Source organism: Arthrobacter sp. 01L42 (assembly GCF_056400005.1).
Genome location: NZ_JBFTSL010000011.1, coordinates 23,478 through 47,043 on the forward strand (window position 1 = coordinate 23,478; position 23,566 = coordinate 47,043).

The 23,566-nt window shown below is 68.2% G+C and carries 24 protein-coding genes; 8 read left to right on the forward strand and 16 right to left on the reverse strand.

Going from position 1 to position 23,566, the window contains the following annotated elements:
- Window positions 1-249 precede the first annotated feature (249 nt).
- Window positions 250-969, reverse strand: a complete 720-nt coding sequence (locus tag AC1DN2_RS11235; protein WP_223916554.1) for a response regulator — start codon at window positions 967-969, stop codon at window positions 250-252.
- Complete coding sequence (locus AC1DN2_RS11240; protein ID WP_476850386.1) at window positions 966-2,690, reverse strand: sensor histidine kinase; 1,725 nt, start codon at window positions 2,688-2,690, stop codon at window positions 966-968. The genes AC1DN2_RS11235 and AC1DN2_RS11240 overlap by 4 nt, the downstream gene beginning before the upstream one ends.
- Window positions 2,691-2,827: 137 nt before the next feature.
- Here AC1DN2_RS11240 and AC1DN2_RS11245 point away from each other — a divergent pair, with 137 nt between their 5' ends.
- A complete protein-coding gene (locus tag AC1DN2_RS11245) occupies window positions 2,828-4,195 on the forward strand; it encodes a cation:dicarboxylate symporter family transporter (RefSeq protein WP_476850387.1) in 1,368 nt (455 codons plus the stop codon).
- 137 nt (window positions 4,196-4,332) lie between these two features.
- On the opposite strand, the gene AC1DN2_RS11250 is transcribed toward AC1DN2_RS11245, so the two are convergent.
- The 3 genes from AC1DN2_RS11250 to AC1DN2_RS11260 form a co-directional block, all read right to left on the reverse strand.
- Entirely contained in the window at window positions 4,333-5,082 is a 750-nt protein-coding gene (locus AC1DN2_RS11250; protein ID WP_476850388.1) for an ABC transporter ATP-binding protein, read from the reverse strand.
- Window positions 5,075-6,040, reverse strand: coding sequence for a FecCD family ABC transporter permease (locus tag AC1DN2_RS11255; RefSeq protein ID WP_476850389.1), 966 nt, complete (start codon window positions 6,038-6,040; stop codon window positions 5,075-5,077). The genes AC1DN2_RS11250 and AC1DN2_RS11255 overlap by 8 nt, the downstream gene beginning before the upstream one ends.
- A gap of 97 nt (window positions 6,041-6,137) precedes the next feature.
- Window positions 6,138-7,325, reverse strand: coding sequence for an ABC transporter substrate-binding protein (locus AC1DN2_RS11260; RefSeq protein WP_476850390.1), 1,188 nt, complete (start codon window positions 7,323-7,325; stop codon window positions 6,138-6,140).
- A gap of 195 nt (window positions 7,326-7,520) precedes the next feature.
- Between AC1DN2_RS11260 and AC1DN2_RS11265 the strand changes: the two genes are divergently transcribed.
- Window positions 7,521-8,291: a DUF6390 family protein gene (locus AC1DN2_RS11265; protein WP_476850391.1), complete on the forward strand. Its 771-nt coding sequence runs from the start codon at window positions 7,521-7,523 to the stop codon at window positions 8,289-8,291.
- A 35-nt stretch (window positions 8,292-8,326) separates the two neighbouring features.
- On the opposite strand, the gene AC1DN2_RS11270 is transcribed toward AC1DN2_RS11265, so the two are convergent.
- Genes AC1DN2_RS11270 through AC1DN2_RS11320 form a run of 11 tightly spaced genes read right to left on the reverse strand, consistent with a single transcriptional unit; the run spans window position 8,327 to window position 17,402 of the window.
- Window positions 8,327-8,584, reverse strand: a complete 258-nt coding sequence (locus AC1DN2_RS11270) for a HypC/HybG/HupF family hydrogenase formation chaperone (protein ID WP_230008283.1) — start codon at window positions 8,582-8,584, stop codon at window positions 8,327-8,329.
- Between the two features lie 13 nt (window positions 8,585-8,597).
- Window positions 8,598-9,170 carry a hydrogenase maturation protease gene (locus AC1DN2_RS11275; RefSeq protein WP_476850392.1) on the reverse strand — a complete coding sequence of 191 codons (573 nt, stop codon included), beginning with the start codon at window positions 9,168-9,170 and terminating at the stop codon, window positions 8,598-8,600.
- An 8-nt stretch (window positions 9,171-9,178) separates the two neighbouring features.
- A complete protein-coding gene (locus AC1DN2_RS11280; protein ID WP_018772298.1) occupies window positions 9,179-9,298 on the reverse strand; it encodes a DUF6893 family small protein in 120 nt (39 codons plus the stop codon).
- A complete protein-coding gene (locus tag AC1DN2_RS11285) occupies window positions 9,295-10,824 on the reverse strand; it encodes a hypothetical protein (protein ID WP_476850393.1) in 1,530 nt (509 codons plus the stop codon). Before AC1DN2_RS11285 ends, AC1DN2_RS11280 begins: the two co-directional genes overlap by 4 nt.
- Window positions 10,821-11,462, reverse strand: coding sequence for a DUF6084 family protein (locus tag AC1DN2_RS11290; protein ID WP_476850394.1), 642 nt, complete (start codon window positions 11,460-11,462; stop codon window positions 10,821-10,823). The genes AC1DN2_RS11285 and AC1DN2_RS11290 overlap by 4 nt, the downstream gene beginning before the upstream one ends.
- On the reverse strand, window positions 11,455-12,192 hold the full coding sequence (locus tag AC1DN2_RS11295) for a DUF5947 family protein (protein ID WP_476850395.1): 738 nt from the start codon (window positions 12,190-12,192) through the stop codon (window positions 11,455-11,457). Before AC1DN2_RS11295 ends, AC1DN2_RS11290 begins: the two co-directional genes overlap by 8 nt.
- Before the next feature lie 43 nt (window positions 12,193-12,235).
- Entirely contained in the window at window positions 12,236-13,210 is a 975-nt protein-coding gene (locus AC1DN2_RS11300; RefSeq protein WP_476850396.1) for a NifU family protein, read from the reverse strand.
- Between the two features lie 6 nt (window positions 13,211-13,216).
- The gene (locus AC1DN2_RS11305; protein WP_476850397.1) at window positions 13,217-15,010 is read right to left on the reverse strand and encodes a nickel-dependent hydrogenase large subunit; all 1,794 of its coding nucleotides are present in this window, start codon (window positions 15,008-15,010) and stop codon (window positions 13,217-13,219) included.
- 25 nt (window positions 15,011-15,035) lie between these two features.
- Complete coding sequence (locus AC1DN2_RS11310) at window positions 15,036-16,094, reverse strand: NADH-quinone oxidoreductase subunit B family protein (RefSeq protein ID WP_476850398.1); 1,059 nt, start codon at window positions 16,092-16,094, stop codon at window positions 15,036-15,038.
- A gap of 55 nt (window positions 16,095-16,149) precedes the next feature.
- The gene (hypB, locus tag AC1DN2_RS11315; protein WP_476850399.1) at window positions 16,150-17,070 is read right to left on the reverse strand and encodes a hydrogenase nickel incorporation protein HypB; all 921 of its coding nucleotides are present in this window, start codon (window positions 17,068-17,070) and stop codon (window positions 16,150-16,152) included.
- 2 nt (window positions 17,071-17,072) lie between these two features.
- The gene (locus AC1DN2_RS11320; RefSeq protein ID WP_028275916.1) at window positions 17,073-17,402 is read right to left on the reverse strand and encodes a hydrogenase maturation nickel metallochaperone HypA/HybF; all 330 of its coding nucleotides are present in this window, start codon (window positions 17,400-17,402) and stop codon (window positions 17,073-17,075) included.
- 355 nt (window positions 17,403-17,757) lie between these two features.
- On the opposite strand from AC1DN2_RS11320, the gene AC1DN2_RS11325 reads away from it, so the two are divergent.
- From AC1DN2_RS11325 to cmk, 6 genes are all read left to right on the forward strand, one after another.
- Window positions 17,758-18,657 carry a ParA family protein gene (locus AC1DN2_RS11325; RefSeq protein ID WP_018772307.1) on the forward strand — a complete coding sequence of 300 codons (900 nt, stop codon included), beginning with the start codon at window positions 17,758-17,760 and terminating at the stop codon, window positions 18,655-18,657.
- Between the two features lie 44 nt (window positions 18,658-18,701).
- Window positions 18,702-19,580, forward strand: a complete 879-nt coding sequence (locus AC1DN2_RS11330) for a segregation and condensation protein A (protein WP_476850400.1) — start codon at window positions 18,702-18,704, stop codon at window positions 19,578-19,580.
- Window positions 19,581-19,642: 62 nt separating this feature from the next.
- The gene (gene scpB / locus AC1DN2_RS11335) at window positions 19,643-20,251 is read left to right on the forward strand and encodes an SMC-Scp complex subunit ScpB (RefSeq protein WP_156945075.1); all 609 of its coding nucleotides are present in this window, start codon (window positions 19,643-19,645) and stop codon (window positions 20,249-20,251) included.
- A gap of 110 nt (window positions 20,252-20,361) precedes the next feature.
- Window positions 20,362-21,645 (forward strand): pseudouridine synthase, encoded by a 1,284-nt coding sequence (locus tag AC1DN2_RS11340; protein ID WP_476850401.1) that lies wholly within the window; start codon window positions 20,362-20,364, stop codon window positions 21,643-21,645.
- A gap of 2 nt (window positions 21,646-21,647) precedes the next feature.
- The gene (locus AC1DN2_RS11345) at window positions 21,648-22,757 is read left to right on the forward strand and encodes a prephenate dehydrogenase (protein WP_476850402.1); all 1,110 of its coding nucleotides are present in this window, start codon (window positions 21,648-21,650) and stop codon (window positions 22,755-22,757) included.
- The gene (cmk, locus tag AC1DN2_RS11350; protein WP_028275911.1) at window positions 22,757-23,500 is read left to right on the forward strand and encodes a (d)CMP kinase; all 744 of its coding nucleotides are present in this window, start codon (window positions 22,757-22,759) and stop codon (window positions 23,498-23,500) included. The genes AC1DN2_RS11345 and cmk overlap by 1 nt, the downstream gene beginning before the upstream one ends.
- The last annotated feature ends 66 nt before the right edge of the window (window positions 23,501-23,566 follow it).

Below are 23,566 nucleotides of genomic sequence, written 5' to 3' on the forward strand. Positions count from 1 at the left end.
AGAAGGCCCGGACACACAGTGTCCGCCGGCACCAGACCGCAGTGGGGCGGCGAATGATGATCACCCGGATCATCGCCTATTCGCAACGCGCGCCGCCCCGCTGCCCTGACACGTCAACAGCGGCCGCATGGCACTAAGCATTCGCGATCATCCCGCCACAAGGAAACCGCCGGGACGGCATTTCGCGGCAGTGTTTCCCGGGATTGCCGGCAAGTGCCCTCCCGGTGACGGTAACGGGGAGCGGCAGGCCTACGTCCGCGGCCGGTTCCAGCGGTATTCGTTCTCCGGCCGCCCGGGGGCGCCGTAGCGGGCGGCGCGGGAGACCGTTCCGGCGTCGGCGAGGTATTCGAGATAGCGCCGGGCGGTGACCCGGGACATCCCGAGCGCCTCCATGACCTCGCTGGCCGACACCGCCTCGGCCTGCTGCTTGATGTAGTCCTGGACGGATTCCAGCGTGGATACGGCCAGGCCCTTGGGCAGCGACAGCTCGGACGGGGCACGGAGGCTGGCGAAGGCCTGGTCCACATCGCTTTGGGACGCCCGGGCTCCGGCTTCCCCGGCCAGGGGTGCGGCCAGCTGCTCGCGGAACAGCCGGTAGCTGGCGAGCTTGTCCGCAAAGGTCGCGTAGGTGAACGGTTTGATCAGGTACTGGACCACGCCGGTGGCCACCGCGCTGCGGACAATGTTCAGTTCCCGCACCGCGGTGATGGCGATGATGTCCGCGAACAGTCCGGCCGCCCGCATCCGGCGTGCGATGTCCAGCCCGTGGAGGTCCGGGAGGTTCATGTCCAGCAGGACCAGCTCCACCGGATTGCCTGCCGCGGAGAATTCGGTGAGCAGGCGCAGGGCGGACTGGCCGTCGGGCGCGGAGCCCGCCAGGGTGAAACCGTCCAGCCTTTCTATGTAGGCGGCGTGCGCTGCGGCAGCGATGGGCTCGTCCTCGACGACGAGTACCCGGATCTCGCTCATGGTTGTCCCTCGGTAGTGACCGGCAGCGGAGTGACCGGCGGTGTTGTGACGGGCAGAGTGACGCGGAACAGCGCCCCGGCCGGGCTGGTGATTGTCATGGTACCGCCCAGCCGCTGTACCGCCTGGCGCACCAGGGCCAGTCCAAGGCCGCGTCCGAACGGTCCCGGGGCCTTGGTGCTGAAACCATGCCGGAAGACGTCCTCCACGGCCGCGGGATCGATCCCGGGGCCGCTGTCCTCCACGGTAATCTCCAGGGCGGAGCCGGTGGTCTCGACGGTCAGCTCCACGAGCCGCGGTGCCGGCGCCTCGGCCGCGGCGTCGATGGCATTGTCCAGCAGGTTCCCCAGGATGGCCACGAGGTCCTGCACGGCCAGTCCGGTCACGGCCGTGGAACCGCTGGTATTGAGGGTCAGTTCGACGCCGCGTTCGTGTGCTTCGGCTGCCTTGCCCATGATCAGGGCGCCGAGCACGGGTTCCTCGATGGAGCTCACAATGTCATCCGTGAGCCGCTGGCTCAGTTCCAGGTCTTTGGTGGCGAAGTCCAGCGCCTCGGGGCCCCGGCCCAGTTCCATGAGCGAGACGATGGTGTGGAGCCGGTTGGCGTGTTCATGGGTCTGGGCGCGGAGCGCGTCCGAGAGCGTGCGCATGGTCTCGAGTTCACTGCCCAGGGATTCGATCTCGGTACGGTCCCGGATGGTGGCGACCGTTCCATAAACAGGAGTGCCAGCGCCGGCAGCGCCGGACTTCGCTCCGCGCGGGCGGGCGCTGGCAGATTCGGGTCCCACCGCGGGGCCCTGGTTGACCACCAGGATCCGCGAGCCGGTCAGGTGGATCTCATCCAGGGCGGTCCGCCCCGATTCGAAGAGCTCTTTGAGGCTGGGGGCCAGCGGCAACTCCGCGAGGGAGGGCGCCGCCTGGCGGCCGCCCCCCGCAACCCCGCGGTCAGCGCCGGAGGTGGGACCGCCGTCGGCGGACTGCTTCCTCAACCCGAGCAGTTCGGCGGCCTGGTCGTTGTACATCACCACTTTGCCCTTGGGGTCGATGAGGATCACGCCCTCGCGCACCGAATGCAGCACCGATTCGTAGTACGCGAAGAGCTGGCCCAGCTCTTCGGGGCCCCAGCCGCGGGTCACCCGGCGCAGGTACCGTCCCAGGAGCCAGGCCGCCGCCGACCCGCCGGCCAGCAGCGCCAGGCTGATGGCCAGCAGCGCCGGCAGCCGGCCGGAGAGTGCGACGTCCACCGTCCGGACCGTCACGCCCGCGGCCACGAGCGCCCGGACCTTGCCGTCGGCATCCTTGACCGGGGCGATGGTGCGCACCGACGGGCCGAGGGTGCCGGCCACGACTTCCGTGAACACCTGGCCATGGAGGGCCGCATCAATGGAGCCGATATACGGCTTGCCCAGTTCCTCATCCCGCGGGTGGGTCCAGCGCGTGCGGTCCGGGGCCATGATCGTGATGAAATCCGCGTCGGCGTCGTTCATGGTCTTCAGGGCATACGGCTGCAGCAGGGCCGTGGGATCGGCCGAGTCCGCCGCCGCCAGGACGAAGGGGGCGTCGGCGACGGCGGTGGCGATGCCGGCCATCCGGCGTCCGGCCTCGTCGTAGGCGTGATCGCGCGCGTCCACGAACACGGCCGTGCCAACGATGGCCGTCAGGGCCACCACGAACAGCAGGTTGGCCGCAAACAGCCTGCGGGCGATGCTCCAGCGCCGGATCATCAACACCTTCCATGACCAATATGAACGCAAGGGTGATGCGCGTCACCTTCTCATCAATGATGGGGTTACACGCAAGAAGGACAAGAGCGGACCACAGCCAGGACCGCACCAAGTCCAGCCTATCCAAGGAGAACACCATGGCCTCTCAACGAGGAGAGTCAGCAGCACCGGCCGCCGCTCCGGCCAAGAAGCGCAAGGGACTGGACAAGTCCCACTACCTCTACATCGCAGTCATCGTAGCCGTGATTGCAGGTGCCGTTATCGGCCTGCTGTTCCCCGAGGTCGGCAAATCCCTCAAACCACTCGGCGACGGCTTCATCAAACTCATCAAGATGATGATCGCGCCCGTGATCTTCTGCACCATCGTGCTGGGCATCGGCTCCATCGCCAAGGCCGCCACGGTCGGCAAGGTCGGCGGCCTGGCGCTCGCCTACTTTGTGGTCATGTCCACGTTCGCCCTGGGGATCGGCCTGGTGGTCGGCAACCTGATCCACCCGGGCGAGGGCCTCAAGCTCGCCCCCTATGATCCGAACAAGAAAGCGGCCGTCGACAGCACCGTTGACTTCCTTCTGGGCATCATCCCGGGCGACATTCCCGTGTTGCCGACCCTCCTCGCCGCCATCCTGGTCGGCTTCGCGCTGCAGAAGATGGGCCCGCAGGGAGCCCCGATCCTCAAGGCCGTCGGTTACGGCCAGGCCCTCGTGTTCCGCATCCTCATCATGATCATGTGGCTGGCCCCGGTCGGAGCCTTCGGCGCGATCGCCGCAGTGGTCGGTGCAACCGGCTTCCAGGCCATCATCAGCATGGCGACCCTGATGGGCGCCTTCTACATCACCTGCGCCCTGTTCATCGTCGTGATCCTCGGCGGCCTGCTCAAGGCGGTCGCAGGCGTCAGCATCTTCAAGCTCATGAAGTACCTCGGCCGCGAATACCTGCTGATCTTCTCCACGTCCTCCTCCGAAGCCGCGCTGCCCCGCCTGATCGCGAAGATGGAACACCTCGGCGTGTCCAAGCCCGTCGTGGGTGTCACGGTCCCCACCGGGTACTCCTTCAACCTCGACGGGACCGCCATCTACCTGACCATGGCCGCACTGTTCGTCGCCAACGCCATGGGCACGCCGCTGGACCTTGGCGCCCAGGTTTCCCTGCTGGTCTTCATGATCATCGCCTCCAAGGGTGCCGCCGGCGTCACCGGTGCCGGCCTGGCCACGCTGGCCGCCGGACTCCAGGCGCACGCACCCCAACTGCTGGGCGGCGTGGGCATGATCGTCGGCATCGACCGGTTCATGTCCGAGGCGCGCGCCCTGACCAACTTCACCGGCAACGCCGTCGCCACGGTGCTGATCGGCACCTGGGTCAAGGAGATCGACGGCGGACGCGTGGACCGTGTCCTGGCCGGTGCCGAGCCGTTCGACGAAGAGACGATGCTGGCCGGCCACTCCGGCGCACAGGATGCCGCCGAACAGCCCGCACAGCCGGCACAACCGGTCCTGGCACACGCCTGAACCCGCGCCTGCACCGTCCCGAACCACGCGGGAACCGGCCAGGGCCGCACCCCGGCCCTAAACTGACCGGACGCACTACCGCTCGATGACGCCCCAAGCGCCCGGCAGCCCAGCTGCCGGGCGCTTGGGCGTTCGGTTCAGCCCTCGTCGGCGCCGAAGGGGGTGACCACCGTGCGGCGGGGCGTCCCGGCGTCGTCGTAGTTCAGGGTGCTGACACGGACGCCGTACAGCGCGGAAAGCTGCGCATCGGCGAGGAGCGGCCCGGCAGGCCCGGTCACCACACCCGCGGCGCCCATGAGGACCACCGAGTCCGCGAGGAACAGGGCGTGGTCCGGGTGATGGGTGCTCACGAGCAGCGACATCCCGGTCCGCACGAGTTCCCTCAGCAGCTGGAGGACCCGGACCTGGTTCTTCAGGTCCAGCCCGGTGGACGGCTCATCCAGGACGAGGAGCCGCGAACCGCCCGCGATAGCCCGTGCAATGAGGACCAGCTGCTGCTCGCCCCCGCTCAGCGTCGGAAACAGCCGGTCGGCCAGGGCGGCGATCCCCACCCGGTCCATGGCGCGGAGCGCGGCGGCCCTGTCCCGGCTGCCGGGGGAGCGGAAAACGCCGATGTGGCGGGCACGGCCCATGACCACCATGTCCAGGGCCGGGTAGCCGAACGTGCTGCCGCGCGCCTGGGGAACATAGCCCGCCGTCTCGGACCTGCGCACCGCACCCTCCTGTACGGCCAGCATGCCGGCCGCGCAGCGCACCAGGGTCGTTTTGCCGCTGCCGTTAGGCCCCAGGACCGCGGTCACGGTGCCCGGCGGCACCGAGAAGCTGAGATCCTTGAACACCCAGTTCTGCGGTGAATAGCCAAACCCGGCCCCGCGCAGCTCAAGCACCGTCCCAGATCCTCTCCCGGTTCCGGCGCAACAGCACGAAGAACACCGGTGCGCCGATCAGGGCGGTCAGGACGCCCAGCGGGATTTCCCCGGCCGTGGCGGTGCGCGCGATGGTGTCGATAGCGATCAGGTAGGCCCCGCCCAGCAGGAAGGAGACCGGCAGCAGCACCCGGTGGTCCGGTCCCACCCACATGCGTGCGAGGTGCGGGATGACCAGCCCCACCCAGCTGATGACGCCGCTGACGGCGACGGCCCCGGCGACCATGAGGGCCACGGCGGCGAGGACCGCCCAGCGCAGGGGGCGGGGCCGGAGCCCCAGGGCGGTGGCGTCGTCGTCGCCGAGCGAGAGCACATTGATCCGCCACCGCAGGGCCAGCAGGACGACGCCGCCGGCAGCGATCGGAATGAGGGCCACCAGCACTTTCGCCCAGGTGGCGGTGGAGACACTGCCAAGCAGCCAGAAAACGATGGCGGGCAAGGTGGTGAACGGGTCCGCCAGATACGTCACCAGGGCCACCAGGGCGGAGAAGAAGGAGGCCGTGACGATTCCTCCGAGGACCACCATGAGGATGTGGGCGCCGCCCCGCCCGGACGTGATGAGGAAGACGATTCCCAGTGCCAGCAGCCCGAAGCCGAACGATCCGCCCACGAGGGCGACGGGGCCCAGGCCCAGCAGCAGGGCCAGGGCACCGCCGAAGGAGGCCCCCGAGGAGACGCCGATGACCTCAGGGCTGACCAGGGGATTGCGGAACACGGCCTGCAGGGCCGCGCCGCCGATTGCGAGGGCGCCACCGACCAGCAGGGCCAGCAGGACCCTGGGCAACCTGACCAGCAGCACCACGTTTTCCTCGGCCGCGGGAACGCCCGGGCCGAAGGGAACTATTCGCGACGCCAGGATCTGCACGACATGGTCCAGGGACACGCTGTAGCGGCCGCTGGCGAGTGCAACCGCCGACACGGCCGCCAGGACTGCTCCTGAAAGCAGGCATGGACCGATGACCTGGCGCAGCCCCGGTCCCCGGCCGCCGGGGGGTCCCGTGGTCAGAGGCTGGGCCTCACGAAGCATCGAACTGCCGGTAGTTGGCCGAGGTGCCGTTGGCCTCGGTCCAGAGGATCTTGTCCAGCTCCGGCGCCGATGACCGGTAGCGGTACAGGAAGTCGAAGTAGTCGTTTGTCTCGTCCCTCAGCGTGGAGCGGTTGCCGGAGGGGAAACTGACATCTGTGAGCCAGCGCCACATCAGTGGCGATTCCTGGCCGGGGGGATCCCAGCGGTAGCCGCCCAGCGGGACCTTGTAGACGCGGCGGGAGCGCACCGCGGAGACGCTTTGCCACACCGGGTTGCCGTAGACGTCGGCGGGCATCGCGTCGTCGAAGTTCCCGAGCAGGATGATTTCCGGATCCCAGGCGAGGACCTGTTCGACGTCCACGCCCACCATGCCCTTGCCCTGAAGGCCCTGCGGGCCGGTGGCGGGGTTGTGTGCCCCGATGAGCTTGATGTAGAAGTCGTTGTAGCTGCCGTTTCCGGCCACCTTGAGGCCGCCGCTGAACCTGTTGAAGTAGATGATGCCCGGGCCGCCGGTGCCGCGGGCGGCGGCCTCGGCCAGGATGGCCTTCTGTTGCCCGTCGCTGCGCGCCTTCATCTGCACGGCCCGGTCCGGCCGGCCCAGCATCGTTGCGAAAAGCGCGGTCCACGTGTCCACGTCCTGCTGCGTGCCGGTGTTCGTGATGCCCAGGACCTTCATCCCGGCCTGTTCCAGGGGTGCCGTCAGTTGCGCATCGCTCCACTGGACCACGACGTCGGGGTTCAGTGCCCGGATGCTTTCGACATTGGGCGTGAAGTCGGTCGTGGCGATGTCGTGCGGGATGTTCAGGGTCTCCGGGTACATGGTGCCCATGGCGCCGTCGCGCATGGCGACCCATGAGGCGTTGTGCATCCCGGCCAGATGGCCGGCGCCCTGGTCGACGGCGGCCAGCAGGGAGGCGGCGGGCATGGGAATGGTCACCACCCGGGTGACCGGGCGGTCGAAACTCAGGACCGTCCCGCGCTGGTCCGTCACCTGGATCCCGGCGGGGCCGGAGGCGGAACCCGGGGGCGCAGTACCGGCAGCCCCTGCCGGCGGCGTTGACTGCGGCGACGACTGTGGCGCCGTGCCGGCCGCGGCGCAGGAAGCGAGGAACAGCGCCCCTCCGCCGTAGAGGGCCGCTGCCAGTACAGATCGTCGGTTGGCTTCGGGGATGCTCATCGGCCTACCTCCCGGGAAGGACCGCGCGCAACGGCCATTCGCTCCGCGCCGGCCACAGCAATGGTCCCGGTGCGGCATTTCCTCACAGCATCCGCCGAATGCGCAGGGGTGTCAATGCCGGTCACGACGGGCATTGTTCGCCGATGGGCGCCGGTGCTAGCCTCGCTGATATCCCCTGTGAAACGAGGCCACGGGATGGAAGTCAACGGCGCCCAACTGTTTGTCCGCTACGCGTATCCGCCGAATTCGCGGGGCAGCTGCGGGCCGCCTGACAGCGACGCGCTGCTGCACTATGGCCAGTCCGGGGTGACCGACGCGGGCCTGCGCGAACTTGCGAAGGGGTTCGCCGGCGCCTGGCCGTACCTGGAGCTCATCGCAGGTGCCACCGGCAACCCGGACCCGCTGGATTACGCGGTGGTGGAGGCCTACTGGGTGGGAAACACGCTGCTGGACTCCGTGGGTGTGCGCAGCATCGGCAATTCCATGGAGGACCGGTTCCGTGCACGGACCGGGCATCAGTTCCCGCATCTGATGGAAGGGGTCCTGGCCGGCGGCGTCCCGCATCACAGCTTCCACGTCCTGGAAATCTATCCGTGGACGGGACTCTTGCGCGATGACAGGCGCTCATCCACGGCCCTGAATGTCCTTGACCAATGCCGCATCCGGTGGGGCGAGGTGGTGGCCGTCGAAGCGGACAGCGCCCTCGTGCGCTCGCGGCCCCTGGCGTGGGACGGGATGGCGCTGTCGCTGGGGGAACCGGTGATCGAGACGGCCAAGTACGCCGTGGCCGGGTCCGGCTTCATCGCTGACCTCATGCCCGGGGACATGGTGTCCCTCCACTGGGACTGGGTGTGCGACCGGCTCTCGGCCGCCCAGCTCCACCGGCTCCAGCACTACTTTGCGCGCCACCTCAAGATCGCGAATTCCGGCGTGGAGCACCGCGGCGCAGCGATCGCCCTCGAATAGCGGCGCCTTCAGATCCTTCAGTGGGGGAGTGAAGGCTACGGGACCGTGTCGGTGGGGTCCGGGCCCCGTCCCATGAGCTCAAGTCCCGTCATCGCACGGTCGGCGCCTTCCTGGTCCACGCGTTCCAGGGCGAAGCCCATGTGGATCAGGACCCACGTGCCGCTCTCCACGGGGCCGTCATCGAGGAGGCCAATGTTGATTTTGCGCTCCACTCCGGCCACATCCACGAGGGCGAGTTGCCCGTTGTAGCCGTCGATCACTTCGATGATCCGGCCCGGTATTCCCAGACACATCCGTGGTTCCTCCTCAGCCTGTTTCATCCGGAGCCGCGCTCGCGGGCGCTGCGTCTGTGTTCGTGATGCGGGCTGTGACCAGGGTGCGGACTGCTTCCACGGCTGCCGGAACGGCGCGGGACACGTCCTCGGACAGTCCCATGCCCTCGTCCGTTCGCCCCGCGATGCAGCCGACCAGGTAGGTCTCCGGCAGCGATCCGCCCAAAACACGCAGACGGCGCAGGACAGCCAGCGGGTCCATGCCATGAGGATCGAAGGCCGGATTGGCCCGCAGGCCGGCCGGCGTCAGCGGACCGCCGCTTTCCAGGTCCTCCACCCGGATCTTCAGGATCCGGAGCGTTCCCGCGCTTGTGCTCCCGTCCGCCGGGGCCGGAAGCACATCCACGAGCACCAGCGCATCCACGCCGTCCAGGAGATCGTAGGCGAGGTGCAGCCCGCGGATCCCGTAGTCCCGCACCTGGACCTCCTCCGGCGCCCAGCCGGGCAGGCCGGACACCTCCTCGGCCAGCCGGCGGGCGACGGCCGGCCCAAATCCGTCGTCGCGAAGGAACACGTTCCCCACGCCCGCCACGAGGACCCCGCTCACACCGGGCCTCACATGCTCCGCATTCGCACGTAGCGCTTGATGTCCGGAATTGAACGCAGGCCGACGACGGCTGCTGCCAGGCCCGCGGCCAGCAAGAGCACGACTGTCATGATGCCCAGAGCTTTCATGGTGATGGTTCCTTTCCGTTGTCCGGGGCCGGCGCCGCGGTGAGCGGCACGAGTTCCTCGGGGGCGAAATACAGATACCGTCCGTACCACTCCTGCAGTTCGGCGGCGGGGTCGGCCTCGAGGACCACCGCGACGTGCGTTCCGCCGTCGACGTCGAAGTGGACTCCGGTGACGCGACCCGACTTGCCGGCGAAGAAGAGGTCCTGGGCGTCGGCGCGGCGCAGCGGGACAACCCGCACCCTGCTGCCGCGTGAGATCGGGACGCCGTCGATGAAGACGGTGTCCGATCCCGGATCCACGGCGGCGTCCCGGGCCGGATCCCACCACGGCGTGCCGGCGCCGGTGTCCGCGTCGGAGGCGCGCGGAACCGAGAATTCCGGAACTGAGAACTCCGGAACTGAGAACTCAGGATAGGCCGGGACCGCGGGGCCGGGGAAGCCGTCGCCTCCGATGCTCCCGGGTCCGCGGGGCGCACCGGCGTGCGGGTTCCGCAGGATGCCGTGCAACTGCTGGAGCTCCTCTGCCGTCATGTTTTCGCAGCGTTCGATGATCGCCGCGGCCCGGGCATCGGTTGACCGGGCCTCCGCCTTTTCCGCATCGGTCAGGGTGAGCACCCGCAAGGTCAGGATTTCATCGATCTCCGTCGCGTCGAACAGTTCCACGGTGCTTTCCGGTGCCACCGCCGGATGGTCATAGAGGATGATCGGGGACAGGAGCAGGACATCGCGCTGCCCCTCGGGGCCGGCGAGCACGGGCCAGCAGCGGTGCTGGCTGCACGAAGCCGCCGCCGCCGCTGCCCATCCCGGCGGCTCGATCACCGACAGGAAGTCGGCATCGTGGACGGCGAGCAGGACATGGGCTCCGATGAACGAGTACTCGATGGCGGAACGCGTGTCGGTGGCCGCTGCCGCCGCGTTCTCCACCGTGACCCTGAGCCGCCACAGCGGCCCGTGGGCCGGCCCCGCCGCGGCATCTGCTCCGGCGGCCTGCCCCGGCGTCGCCACTTGCGCCGCCAGCAGGCGCACCTCGCCACGAAGCTCCCGCCGCCGGCGCACAAGCCGGCCCGCAATGGCGCCGGCGGAATCCAGCACGGGCTCGATGTCCTCGTTCGCCGGCACGTTCACCGGCGCGGACACGCCCGCGGCAAGCTGGCCGAGGCTGTACGGCCCGAGGGTGATCTCCTGATCCGTTGCCTCGTCCCAGCTAAGCCACCGGGAGGCGCCGACGGTGAGTTCGTCGACGGGCGTGAATCCGCCGTCATCCGCGCGTTCGGCGGACCGTCTCTGGAGGTGCAGGAAGCGCAGGTGCACGTCGACGCGCGCCGCGGGTCCCGGCTCGAGGAGGCAATCCGCTGCCATGTCCGGCGCTTCGCCGGCACCGGATTCAGCCGCGCCCGGCGGCCCGAGCACGCCGAACTGCCAGCGGGCCTGGTTCTTGGCGGACGAGGCGCGGTAGGGGTACAGGAGGTATCCCTCGTAGAGGACGGCGTCGGCGACGGCGCGGGCCAGGCTGAGTCCGGTGTTCACGGCACCGGGTCACCCGCCCCGGCCAGCAGCCCCTCGATGGCGGCCTCCCAGGAAATCAAGCCGTGGACCGCCTTGTACTTGGCCAGGGCCGCGAGGACGTCGCGGTCCAGGCGGATCCATCCCTGGTTCGGGAAGAATGCGTCCATCAGCGAGCGCCAGGCCGCCACGGGCAGGGCGTACCGCGTTTCCCGGTCCCAGGGAATCTGCTCGACGCCGAAGCCCGCCGCGCCGCGCGTGAAGACCGTCCCGGAGAAGAGGAACTCGAGCGGGACCGTCCCGTCCCGCAGGGAGTTCAGGTATTTTGCCGCTGCGACGTCGAAGTCGAACGTGCAGGGCAGCGGCAGGTCAACGTCGGCACTGTCCGCAAATCCCTGGACCAGGATGCCGCTGTGCATCCAGATGAAGGGCTTGAGTGTGGTGGGCCATCGTCCGCGGGTGCCGAAGAGTTCCAGCAGCCCGGCTTCCTCGTCGGCGTCGTAGCCGCGGCGCTGGGCCAGGATCCGCACCTGGCACCGCAGGGCCATGGCATGGACGGCGGCGCCACTCTTCTCCTGGATCCGCAGGCGCGCGGTCAGCTGGGGTGCGGCCGCGTAGGGCTCCGGGGCGATGTCCAGCACACTGAATTCGAGCTCAACCATGGCGTCCCTCCAAGTCTGCCGCGGGGGCGCCCGGCCTGCTGCGGCGGCTGATCCGGTCGAAGAATCCCGCGAGCTCCTGGCGGGACTCCTGGCCGCCGTCGAAGCCTTTCCATACCCGCCGCAGGCGGCCCACCAGCTCGTAGCACGCATCGATGGGGACCAGGTGGCAGTCCGCCCGGTCCCGGTCGGGGCCGGGGGCGCGGATCAGCAGGGCTTCCGTGTCGGGGGCGAGCACGGTGATGGCCGGGTTGGCCGCCTCGACCAACGCCCAGGCAGCCAGGGGAAGTTCGGACTCCGTGGCGCCCGCGGGGCTCGGGTAGAAAGCGGCCGTCCGGCCAAGAGTCGAGTTGAAGAAGAAGAATGCCAGCCCCACCGGGATTTCCAGCTCGTCCCACTGGGCCTGGCCGAGCTCGAAGGGCTCGAACGAGAGGTAGCGGTCAGGGACGGAGCGGTAACGCAGATGGGCCGACGAGTCCGTGAACAGCAGATAGCAGGGCCGGCACGTGCACAGCAGGGAGCGGCTCTCCAGATCCACCACGTGCTGGTGGGCGTCCGGGATGGGCTCCGCGCACATCTCGCAGCGCTCGCCGGCAGGCTGGGCCGGGCGGGTGGACGTTATCCGGCGGAGCACGGCCAGCGCCGACGCGCTGTTTCCGGCCCTGTTGTTTCCGGCGCTGTTGTTTCCGGCGCTGCCAGCCGGCTGACTCCCGCTTCCCGGCGTCGCCGTCATGCCCTGCTCCGTTCCCGTGCCGCGGAATTCATGTGCCGGCATCTCACAGCGGGTCCGCGGTGGTGGGGACGGCCACGGAGGGAACCCCGTCGCGGAGCAGCAGCGGGAGGGGATCAAGATGCAGCCCCTTGTCCTCGAGGCAGGCCCCGGCCTTCCGGACGTCGAAGTGGCTGCGGCAGTGCGGGCAGCGCAACAGCCCCCCGCCGACCGGGGCGGCCAGCGCCCGCTGCAGCGAGGCGCCCGGCATGGTGTGGGTGCACCGCGGGCAGCGGTCCACAAACGCGTAGATGTCCGGGCCGATCCGGCACGTGAGCACCTCCACGCCCGCCACCAGGAAGCCGGCCACGGCTCCGGACTCCAGCTCAGCGAGGGCCGGGACCGCCTGCCACGTGCCTGGGGCCGGCGTGCCGGAGTCGGGGACCGCCCAGTCCGGCGCGGCACTGCGAATGCCGCCGTCGGGCGGGCCGCCCAGCCCGTCCAGCCGCGAGCGCAGGGCGCCGACGGGGATGAGGGCGGGAACGGCGGCGGGAGCCGCTTCCTCCACTTCGATGCCGGTCACCTCGGGCGCCGCAGATTCGATCGCGTCCTCGACGGCGAGCTTGAGCGTCACCGACGACGACGGACAGCCCTGGCAGCTGCCCAGCAGCCTCAGCCGGACGACGCCTTCTTCGCTGATGCCGAGCAGTTCCACATCGCCGCCGTGCGAGCCGAGGTAGGGCCGGACCGAGTCCAGGGCGCCGGCGACCCTGCCGGGCAGGTCCACGGGGTGCAGCCCGTGGATCAGGAGCAGGCCCGACACCAACGGGTCGGACGTGAGGGCGGACAGCGTTCCGGGCCCGAGCGCACCCTGCGAATCGAGCACGTGCAGGATCCGTTCCAGCCCGGCACCGTACAGTTCCGTCACCTGCCGGACCAGTTCTTCCGCCCGGTCCCGGGCCACCGGACCGCCGGAGCCCAGCGCGTCCAGGAGCGAACTGATCCGTTCACCTGCCGAGCCCAACAGATTCTCCCGGTCCATGGCGGGCTACTCACCGGTGAGCGACTGCGTGGGGGAGTGCAGCAAGTCCAGCGTCTGCCCGTCGCCGAGATACATGTGGACGCCGCACGGCAGGCAGGGGTCGAAGCTGCGGACGGTGCGCATGATGTCGATGCCCTTGAAATGGTCGCGGTCGTTCTCCTCGAAGATGGGCTGGCCCTGCACCGCGTCCTCATACGGGCCCGGTGTTCCCTCGGAGTCGCGCGGGCTGGCGTTCCACGGCGTCGGCGGATAGGGATGGTAGTTGGCGATCTTGCCGTCGCGGATCACCATGTGGTGCGAGAGCACGCCGCGGACGGCTTCGGTGAAGCCGCAGCTGATGGCTTCCTCCGGCACCTCGAAGGACTCCCACGTCTTGGTGCGGCCGGCCCGGATCTCCTCGAGCGCCTTTTCGGCGAAGTGCAGGGCGGCGGCCGCCGCGTAGGCCTGGAAATAGGTCCGGGCGCGGTTCCGCTCCAGCGTGTTGCTCCACTGCGGGATCTTCCATTCCAGGGTCACCGGGCCCTTCAGCGCAGTCTTGGGCAGCTCGATCTGGACGCTGCTGCCCGTTGACTTGAGGTAGCCGGTGTCCACGAAGCCGGCAAGGGCGGTCGACCAGAGCCGGGCCAGCGGGCCGCCGCCGGTATCCAGCGCCAGGTTGCTTTCGCCGTCATCCCACCGCGGTGACATCACCCAGCTGTACTTATCCTCGAGGTCGCGCTTCTGCGGCCGCGGGTTGGTGTGCTGGTTCCAGGGGTGCCGGCGGTCCACCGGGTTGCCCAGCGGATCGCGGGTGACGAACATTTCCTGGTCGCCCCAGTCCTCGTAGTAGGACGAGCCCAGCATTATCCGGATCCCCAGGTTGATGCGCACCAGGTCCGTGGTCACGAGTTTGCCGTCCACCACGACGCCGGGCGTGACGAACATCTTCCGGCCCCACTCCGTCATGTCCTTGTAGGCGAAATTGCAGAACTCCGGGTCCTGGAAGGACCCCCAGCAGCCCAGCAGGGTGCGCCGCAGCCCCACCTGCTCGTACCCGGGCAGGGCCGCATAGAAGAAGTCGAAGAGGTCATCGTGCATCGGCACGACCTTCTTCATGAACTCCACGTACCGCATGAGCCGGGTGATGTAGTCCGTCATCAGCTGGATCGTCGCCACGGTGCCCACGCCGCCGGGATACAGCGTGGAGGGATGGACATGCCGGCCCTCCATCAGGCAGAACATTTCCCGGGTCATCCGGCTCACTTGCAGTGCCTCGCGGTAGAACTCCCCGGTAAACGGGTTCAGCGAGCGCATGATGTCCGCGATGGTGCGGTAGCCGTGCGCGGCTGCCTGCGGGGCCGGTGTGTTCTCGGCTTTGGCCAGCACCGACGGGTTGGTTTCGGAGACCATCTTCTCGCAGTAGTCCACGCCGACCAGGTTCTCCTGGAAGATGTTGTGGTCAAACATGTACTCGGCAGCCTCGCCCAGGTTGACGATCCATTCGCCGAGGTGGGGCGGCTTCACGCCGTAGGCCATGTTCTGCGCGTAACAGGAACAGGTGGCGTGGTTGTCGCCACAGATTCCGCAGATCCGGCTCGTGATAAAGTGTGCGTCCCGGGGGTCCTTGCCGCGCATGAAGATGGAATAGCCGCGGAAAATCGAGGACGTGCTGTGGCATTCCACCACTTGGTTGTTCTTGAAATCGACCTTGGTGTAGATGCCGAGGCTGCCGACGATCCTTGTGATCGGGTCCCAGGCCATCTCTACCAGGTTCTCGCCCGCGGTACCGTCCGCTGAGGGCATCGGAATCGTCGAAGTCATTGCATTGCCTCTCTGCCTAGCGTCCCTACCAGGTCCGCTTGGCGCCGGTCAGCAGATCATTACCGGGTTTGCGCCAGCGGGGTTCCTGGTCCAGCGTGTGCTTCGTGATGTTCCGCAGTGTCCTGATGGTCTTGCCGTACGGCATGATCGAGGCGGTCGACAGCTTGCCGCCGGGAGGTTCGTCCATGAACGGCATGAATTTGTCCGGGAAGCCCGGCATTGTGCAGCCGATGCAGATGCCGCCCACGTTGGGGCAGCCGCCGATTCCGTTCATCCAGCCGCGTTTGGGCACGTTGCACTTGACCACCGGCCCCCAGCAGCCGAGCTTGACAATGCACTTCGGGGACCCGTATTCGGTGGCGAAGTCGCCCTGTTCGTAGTATCCCGCGCGGTCGCATCCCTCGTGCACCGTCTGGCCAAACAGCCAGGTCGGCCGGAGCGCCTCATCCAGGGGAATCATGGGGGCCTGTCCGGTGGCCTGATACAGCAGGTACGTCATGGTTTCGGAAAGGTTGTCCGGCTGGATGGGGCAGCCCGGGACGCACACGATCGGGATCCCGGCTTTGGAGCGCCAGTCATACCCGAGATAGTCGGGCACCCCCATGGCGCCGGTGGGGTTTCCGGCCATGGCATGGATGCCTCCGTAGGTCGCACAGGTCCCCGCGGCGATGATCGCCGTCGCCTTGGGCGCCAGCCGGTCCAGCCACTCGCTGGTGGTGATCGGCTGTCCGGTGTCGAGGTTGTTGCCGAAGGCCGCCCAGTAGCCGCCCGCGGCGTGCAGCTTTTCATTCGGGATGGACCCCTCCACCACCAGCACAAACGGCTCCAGCTCGCCGCGGTCCGCCTTGCGGAACCACTCGAGGAAGTCGTCGGCGCCTTGCTGCGGGCCGCATTCGAAGTCGATCAGCGGCCAGTGCATGGCAATCTTGGGCAGTCCGGGAAGCGCCCCAAGGGCTATCTCCTCGACGCTTGGCTGGGTTGCCGCCGTCAGGGCCACGGAGTCACCGTCGCAACTGAGTCCGGCATTGATCCACAGGACGTGGATCAAGGTTTCTTCCGCTTTCAATGCAGTAGCTGTAGGCATCGTTGCCTCCTTCGGAGCCCGCCCTGTGGCCGCGGCTCGAATGTTGCGTCAACGGTCAAACGCGTAGTCCGCCAGAGCGCGGCGCACTCCCGGCGGCAGCCGCCGCCGGGAGGGGATTCTTCCGGATCCACTCCAGCCAGCCGTCCATGCCGTCGCCGGTGGTAGCTGACAGGGTCAGGACGTCGACGCCGGGATTCAGCAGGCGCGCCTGGCGCACGCAACGCTCGACGTCGAACTCCACATAGGGGAGCAGGTCTGCTTTGTTGATGATCACCAGGTCGGCAGCCAGGAACATGTGGGGGTATTTCTGCGGTTTGTCATCGCCCTCCGTAACTGAGATCACGACGACCCGGGCCGATTCGCCGAGGTCGAACAATGCCGGGCACACCAGGTTGCCCACGTTTTCGATGAAGAGTGTCGATCCGGGGACCGGATCCAGCGCGCCGAGCGCCCGCTGCAGCATCACGGCATCCAGATGGCAGCCCGCCCCGGTGTTGATTTGGATCACCGGCCGCCCGGTGGACCGGATCCGGTCGGCGTCCAGCGAGGTCTCCTGGTCCCCTTCGATCACACCAATGTCCAGCTCACCGGCAAGTTCCCTGATGGTCCGGACCAGGAGCGTGGTCTTGCCGGCCCCTGGGGAACTCATGACATTGAAGGCCTGGATGCCGCGTCCTTCCAGCCAACCCCGGTTCCGTGCGGCCAGGAGGTCGTTCTTGGCGAGCAGGTTCTCCTCCAGGGAGATGAGGGTCCGTCCTTCCGCCGCGGGGCTGTGCCCGGCGTCGGCTGTCCCGGGGGATTGGGGATGGGGATGGCCGTGATCGTGATCGTGATCGTGATCGTGGGGATGGCCGTGATCGTGCGGATGCGGATGTTCGTGCGGGGCCGCAGCAGCGGGCAAGATGTCGTGCACAGTGCCGTCGAGGTCCGAAACTCTGGTGCCGGCGTCGTCGCCGCATCCGCACGTCGCACACATGTCTACGCAACCTCCACCGAGGTGACCAGGAGCTCCCGGCCACTGACGACTTCGACATCGGCACTGCCGCAGGGGCAGAGCAGAAACATGTCCTCAAGGACGAACTCGTCGCGGCAGCTGCGGCATCTGGCCCGGCCCTCGGATTCATCGATCGTCAGGGTTGCCCCGGCCAGCGGCGTGTCAGCTGAAACGACTTCGAAGCAAAAGCGCACGGCGTCCGGGAGGACACCGCTCAAGGGTCCGATCCGCAGGTTGACGCCCGTCACGGAGCGGCCACCGGTCCGGTCCAGGACCGCCTCCACAAGACTTTGCGTGATCGAAAGTTCGTGCATAAGCCGCTGCCACCTCGTCGTTTCAATGTAGGCCTGCGGGGTACAAACTTCAATATCTCCGGGGCCGCCGGAGCGCGGGCCCGGCCGCCTGCTTCACCGCTACCGGCGCGCCTGCGGGCGTCCCCCTCGGCGTCCCCCGGGCCTGTCCGCCGGCACGCCCGGGCCGCCGTGACAGCCCGGCAGCAACCTTCGACTTCAACCCGAACGTCAAGGCACAGCCTCCGGCGCAGTGTCAAGGTCCGGCGAATACCGTGTCGGGCGCTGTAACCTTGGGAGGAACGCGCTGGGCTCCGGGAGCCCGGAGGCGGCAAAATGAAGCACGACAATCACCGTCATCGAAAGTGTGGATAGATACGTGAGCAGCGAACAGGGTTCAGCAACTCTGGAAGGCACCGAACTCGATCTGGAAGACGCCGTCATGGGCCCCACCGGGCGGCCCCAACGCGACTTTCCGGAGCCCGCGCCGCTGTCCTCCCACGGTCCTGCGCGGGTTATCGCCATGGTGAACCAGAAGGGCGGGGTGGGCAAAACCACGTCCACGATCAACCTCGCCGCCGCCCTGGCCGAATACGGCCGCCGCGTGCTCCTGGTCGACTTCGATCCGCAGGGTGCCCTGTCCGCCGGCCTGGGCACCAATCCTCACGAGCTCGACCTCACCGTTTACAACGTGCTGATGGACCGCAAGGTGGACATCCGCGACGCCATCCAGAAGACCGGCGTGGAGAACGTGGATCTGCTCCCGGCCAACATCGACCTCTCCGCCGCCGAGGTGCAGCTGGTCAATGAAGTGGCCCGCGAACAGGTGCTGGACCGGGCCTTGAAAAAGGTCGAGGACGACTACGACGTCGTCCTGATCGATTGCCAGCCCTCGCTCGGCCTGCTCACCGTCAACGCGCTGACCGCCGCCCATGGGGTCATCATCCCGCTGATCTGTGAATTCTTTGCCCTGCGCGCCGTGGCGCTGCTCGTGGAAACCATCGACAAGGTCCAGGACCGCCTCAACCCGCGCCTGCAGGTCGACGGCGTGCTCGCCACGATGTACGACGCCCGGACCCTGCACGGCCGCGAGGTGATCGCCCGCCTGGTGGAGGCCTTTGGCGACAAGGTCTTCGAAACCGTCATCAAGCGCTCGATCAAATTTGCCGACGCCACGGTCGCGGCCGAGCCCATCACAACCTACGCGGGCAACCACGTCGGTGCCGACGCCTACCGCCGCCTGGCCAAAGAGCTGATCTCGCGCGGCGGCGCGCCCTAGCCAGGGTCGTGGCAGGCGCCTTTTCTCCGCCAGCGAATCTCGACATGCCTGCGGAGCTCGACACACGCGCGGAATCCGCGCGGGCCGCGCGGCCGGAGGACCCAGTAGAACAGGGCGTCAAAAAGCCCGGATTCGAAGTGCGGCTGGCCAACTTCACCGGCCCGTTCGATCTCCTGCTCGGCCTGATCTCCAAGCACCAGCTGGACATCACCGAGGTGGCGCTGTCCACGGTCACTGACGAATTCATCAAGTACATCAGGGGCCTGCAGCAGCTGGGGGAGGAGTGGGCCCTGGATGAGGCCAGCGAATTCCTGGTGATTGCGGCCACCCTCCTGGACCTCAAGGCGGCCCGGCTGCTGCCCGCGGGCGAGGTTGAGGACGATGAGGACATTGCCCTGCTGGAGGCCCGGGACCTCCTGTTCGCCCGGCTGCTGCAGTACAAGGCGTTCAAGCAGGTGGCCGGCATGATCGGCTCCACACTCGAGCTTGAGGCCCGGCGCTATCCCCGGCAGGTTGCCCTTGAGGGACACTTCGCTGCTCTGCTTCCGGAACTGCTGTGGCGGCACACCCCTGCCCAGTTCGCCTCCCTGGCCGAGGCGGCCCTCAAACCCAAGGTGGCAGCCCCCACCGAAGTAGGCCTCGCGCACCTGCACGGCGCGCCCGTCAGCGTCAAGGACCAGGCCGAGCTGCTGGGGAACCGGCTGCGGCTGGGCACGCCGCTGAGCTTCCGGGCCCTGATCGCCGACGCCGAATCCACGCTGGTGGTGGTGGCGCGGTTCCTGGCGTTGCTGGAGCTGTTCCGCGACCGGGCAGTGGGCTTTGACCAGCTGCTGCCGCTGGGGGAACTGACGGTGCACTGGACGGCCGATACCCAGGGGTGGAGCAGCGAAAACCTGAGTGAAGAATACGAGGACCAACCGTGAACGAACGACTCCCTGACGCTGCCCGCGAGGCCGGGCCGGACGCCGGGCCGGACGTCGCGAGCCTGCCTGGGGGCGCCCGCGCGGCCCTCGAAGCGGTCCTGATGGTGATCGACGAACCGGCCACGGCCCAGGCCCTGGCAGCCGGGCTGAACCTGACGGTCGACGTCGTCGAGACCCTGCTGGCTGAACTGCAGCGGGAGTATAACGGTTATACTGTTAATGCCCCGGATGTGGACGATGCCAGTTTGAACGGCTTCAGCGCCACCGCCCGGGGTTTTGAATTGCGGAATATCGCCGGAGGCTGGCGGATCTATTCCCGCGCTGAATTCGCCGAGATCGTTGGGGAATTCGTGCTGGAAGGACAGACGGCCAGGCTGACGCAGGCGGCGCTCGAAACGCTCGCCGTCATCGCTTACCGCCAGCCCGTATCTAGGGCGCGGGTGTCTGCAATTCGAGGAGTCAACGTTGACTCTGTCGTGCGGACGCTGACGCAGCGGGGGCTGATCGAGGATTCGGGAACCGATCCTGAATCCGGAGCAATCCTGTACCGCACGACGTCGTATTTCCTGGAGCGAATGGGAATCGGCTCGGTGGCGGAATTGCCACAGCTTTCACCCCACCTTCCGGGGCTTGAAGGCATCGAAGAGTTTTACGACGCTGGAAGAATGTAGGCAGGAACAACTGCCTGCGCACGAGTATCCACTAGGGCAGAATCATTTTGCCCAGTCGGCGGGTGTTGTCGGGAGACAGCGGCCGTCGGCCAACAAACGAAGGACGGGTCATGACACAGGCGGGACGCCAGGGTTCACCACGTAACAGTTCGGGACGTAACAGTGCCGGACAAAACTCAGCGCAAGGCTCAGGCCGCGGCGCACAGGGCGGTGCGGGCCGCAGCGGCGGAGCCGACTACAAGGGCGGCGCAGGCCGCAGCTCCCAGGGCGGCGCAGGCCGCAGCGGCGGAGCCGGCTACAAGGGCGGCGGAGACCGCCCCTTCAAGCACCCCAAGCCTCGCGAAGAGGCCTTCATCGATCCGGACCTGCAGGGTCCGGACGGCGCGCCGTCGGCCGCCCGCCCGGCTTCCGCTGACTGGAAGTCGAAAGCGCCTTCCGGCAAGGAGGCCGCCCGCAAGGCAGCAGCCCGCAAGCCCGGCTTCGGCAAGGCCCCCGGCACTCCCGGCGCCCTCAAACCCAAGCCGCGCGTCGGCGCCGGAGCGGCCAAGGCCACCGGTTCCCGCGTCTTCGGCAGTGAACGCTTCGGCCAGAACCTCGGGCCCGTGCGCAAGCCGGCCCGCAAGCGCGGACCCCGAGCCGAGGTGCCGCAGTCTGAGCTGCACGACGCCGACGGCACCCGCCTCCAGAAGGTCATGGCTTCCGCCGGCGTCGCCTCACGGCGGGTCTGCGAGGAAATGATCGCCGAGGGCCGCGTCGAGGTCGACGGCCAGGTGGTCACCGAACTCGGCGTGCGCGTCGACCCGAAGACGGCAGTGATCCACGTCGACGGACTGCGCATCCAGCTGGACGAGAACATGGTCTACATGGTCTTCAACAAGCCCAAGGGCGTTGTCTCCACCATGGAGGACCCGGACGGCCGCCCGTGCATCAGCGACTTTGTCCGCAACCACCACGGCGAACGCCTCTTCCACGTGGGCCGGCTTGACGTCGCCACCGAAGGGCTGCTGCTGCTGACGAACGACGGCGAGCTCGCCAACCGCCTGACGCACCCGTCCTATGAAGTGCCCAAGACCTACCTGGTGCAGGTCCGCGGGCCCTTCCCGCAGGGCGTGGGCGCCGAACTCAAGGGCGGCGTCGAACTCGAGGACGGCATCGCCTCGGTGGACTCCTTCAAGCTCGTCGACTCGACCCCGGGCCACGTGCTGATCGAGGTCGTGCTGCACTCGGGCAAGAACCGGATCGTCCGGCGCATGTTCGACGCCGTCGGCTTCCCCGTGCTGCGCCTGGTGCGCGTCAAGGTCGGCCCCATCGGGCTCGGCGACCAGCGCCAGGGCAGCATCCGCAACCTCGGCAAGCAGGAAGTCGGCCACCTGTTGGCCTCCGTGGGGCTGTAAGCATGTCCGCCTTCCGCACGCACGGCCGCGGCCACCTGAACGGCCCGGTGCTCGTCCTGGGCTCCGGGCTTCTGGGCACCAGCATCGGGCTGGGGCTGCGGGGGCGGGGCGTTCCCGTGTTCCTCTCGGATCCCTCGCCGACCAACCAGGCCGTCGCCGTCGACATCGGCGCCGGCCTGCCGCTGGCGCGCCTCGAGGGGGAGGCGCCGGAGCTCGTCGTCGTGGCCGCGCCGCCGGATGTCACGGCGGACGTCGTGGCCAAGGCGCTCCAGGACTACCCGCACGCCGTCGTGGTGGACATCGCGAGCGTGAAGGCACAGATCTTGGCCGATCTGCGCAGCCGAGGCGCGGACCTGGGCCGCTACGTGGGGACCCACCCCATGGCCGGGCGCGAGAAATCGGGCCCGGTCGCGGCCCGGGGCGAGCTGTTCACCTCCATGCCGTGGGTCGTGTGCCTGGCGGAGGAGACACTGCCGGAGTCCCTGCGGGTGGCGCGTGCGCTGGCCGGCGATCTCGGCGCCGTCGTGTCCGAATTCGCTGCCGACGAGCACGATGCAGCCGTGGCGCTCGTCTCACACCTGCCGCAGGTGATGTCCTCGCTCGTGGCCAGCCGCCTGCAGGGCACGCCCCTGCACGCCCTGTCCCTGGCCGGCAACGGTCTGAGGGATGTCACCCGGATCGCCGCAAGCGATCCCACGCTCTGGGTCCAGATCCTGGGCGCGAACGCGGAAAAGGTGGTGGAGATCCTGCACGGAGTCCGCGAGGACCTCAACCGGCTGATCGGCACCCTGGAGTCACCGGCCGCTCCCGGCTCCAGGCTGGACCTTGCCCAGCTGATCAGCGAAGGCAATGCCGGCCAGTCCCGGATCCCGGGCAAGCACGGCGGACCCCCGCAGGCATACTCGTGGCTGACGGTGCTGGTGGATGACACACCCGGACAGATCGCCAAGCTGCTGACCGAGATTGGCGAGATCGGCGTCAACGTCGAAGACCTCCGCCTCGACCACTCTTCGGGGCAGAATGTGGGCATGGTGGAAATTTCCGTCCTGCCCAACAAGCACGACCTTTTGATAGCAGCCCTCAACGACCGTGGATGGCGGGTACTCCAGTAATGACCCAGGAACTCATCGAGACAGTGGACGTAGTCCGCCCCGGAAAAAGCCTTGTGGTTGCCATCGACGGCCCCTCCGGCTCCGGCAAATCCAGCGTGAGCAAAGAGGTGGCCCGCCGGCTGAAACTGGCCTACCTCGACACCGGCGCGATGTACCGCGCCCTGACGTGGTTCTGCCTGCAGAGTGGCACGGACCTGGACGACGGGGCCGCCGTCGAGACCGCCGCAGAGACCCTGCCGCTGGAAATCAGCACCAGCCCGCAGGAAGAGTACGTCCGCGTCGGCGGGCACGATGTCACTCTCGCCATCCGTGAACCCGCCATTTCCGCGGCAGTCAGCGCCGTCGCCACCACCCTGGGCGCGCGGACTGAACTGATCCGCCGGCAGCGCGAGCTGATCGAAAAGCACCACCGCCGCATGGTGGTCGAGGGCCGGGACATCACCACCGTCGTCGCGCCCCATGCCGAGGTGCGGATGTTGCTGACCGCCAGCGAGGAAGCCCGGCTGCGCCGCCGCGGCATCCAGTTGGGCGGCAGCCAGAATGCCGAGCAGCTGGCAGCCCAGGTCACGCACCGCGATGCCAAGGACTCCACCGTAGTGAACTTCACCACGGCCGCCGACGGCGTCGTGACCCTGGACTCCTCCGACCTGGACTTTGACGAGACGGTCCAGGCCGCCCTCGACATCGTGGACACCGTGGTCAACCACTCTCCCGTTCCGCTCCGGGCCGTCCACGGTGACTGAGGGGCGCGCCGGACTGCCGGGGACAGCGCCGGCCTCCCTGCCCGGTCAGTGGACGACGGCGTGGAG

What these genes read in the sequence shown, in the direction of transcription:
- AC1DN2_RS11235 (WP_223916554.1), bottom strand. Translation starts at nt 969, where the DNA reads ATGAGCGAGATCCGGGTACTCGTCGTCGAGGACGAGCCCATCGCTGCC.
- AC1DN2_RS11240 (WP_476850386.1), bottom strand. Translation starts at nt 2,690, where the DNA reads ATGATCCGGCGCTGGAGCATCGCCCGCAGGCTGTTTGCGGCCAACCTG.
- AC1DN2_RS11245 (WP_476850387.1), top strand. Translation starts at nt 2,828, where the DNA reads ATGGCCTCTCAACGAGGAGAGTCAGCAGCACCGGCCGCCGCTCCGGCC.
- AC1DN2_RS11260 (WP_476850390.1), bottom strand. Translation starts at nt 7,325, where the DNA reads ATGAGCATCCCCGAAGCCAACCGACGATCTGTACTGGCAGCGGCCCTC.
- AC1DN2_RS11265 (WP_476850391.1), top strand. Translation starts at nt 7,521, where the DNA reads ATGGAAGTCAACGGCGCCCAACTGTTTGTCCGCTACGCGTATCCGCCG.
- AC1DN2_RS11270 (WP_230008283.1), bottom strand. Translation starts at nt 8,584, where the DNA reads ATGTGTCTGGGAATACCGGGCCGGATCATCGAAGTGATCGACGGCTAC.
- AC1DN2_RS11280 (WP_018772298.1), bottom strand. Translation starts at nt 9,298, where the DNA reads ATGAAAGCTCTGGGCATCATGACAGTCGTGCTCTTGCTGGCCGCGGGC.
- AC1DN2_RS11290 (WP_476850394.1), bottom strand. Translation starts at nt 11,462, where the DNA reads ATGGTTGAGCTCGAATTCAGTGTGCTGGACATCGCCCCGGAGCCCTAC.
- AC1DN2_RS11295 (WP_476850395.1), bottom strand. Translation starts at nt 12,192, where the DNA reads ATGACGGCGACGCCGGGAAGCGGGAGTCAGCCGGCTGGCAGCGCCGGA.
- AC1DN2_RS11300 (WP_476850396.1), bottom strand. Translation starts at nt 13,210, where the DNA reads ATGGACCGGGAGAATCTGTTGGGCTCGGCAGGTGAACGGATCAGTTCG.
- AC1DN2_RS11305 (WP_476850397.1), bottom strand. Translation starts at nt 15,010, where the DNA reads ATGACTTCGACGATTCCGATGCCCTCAGCGGACGGTACCGCGGGCGAG.
- AC1DN2_RS11310 (WP_476850398.1), bottom strand. Translation starts at nt 16,094, where the DNA reads ATGCCTACAGCTACTGCATTGAAAGCGGAAGAAACCTTGATCCACGTC.
- hypB (WP_476850399.1), bottom strand. Translation starts at nt 17,070, where the DNA reads ATGTGTGCGACGTGCGGATGCGGCGACGACGCCGGCACCAGAGTTTCG.
- AC1DN2_RS11320 (WP_028275916.1), bottom strand. Translation starts at nt 17,402, where the DNA reads ATGCACGAACTTTCGATCACGCAAAGTCTTGTGGAGGCGGTCCTGGAC.
- AC1DN2_RS11330 (WP_476850400.1), top strand. Translation starts at nt 18,702, where the DNA reads ATGCCTGCGGAGCTCGACACACGCGCGGAATCCGCGCGGGCCGCGCGG.
- AC1DN2_RS11340 (WP_476850401.1), top strand. Translation starts at nt 20,362, where the DNA reads ATGACACAGGCGGGACGCCAGGGTTCACCACGTAACAGTTCGGGACGT.
- AC1DN2_RS11345 (WP_476850402.1), top strand. Translation starts at nt 21,648, where the DNA reads ATGTCCGCCTTCCGCACGCACGGCCGCGGCCACCTGAACGGCCCGGTG.
- cmk (WP_028275911.1), top strand. Translation starts at nt 22,757, where the DNA reads ATGACCCAGGAACTCATCGAGACAGTGGACGTAGTCCGCCCCGGAAAA.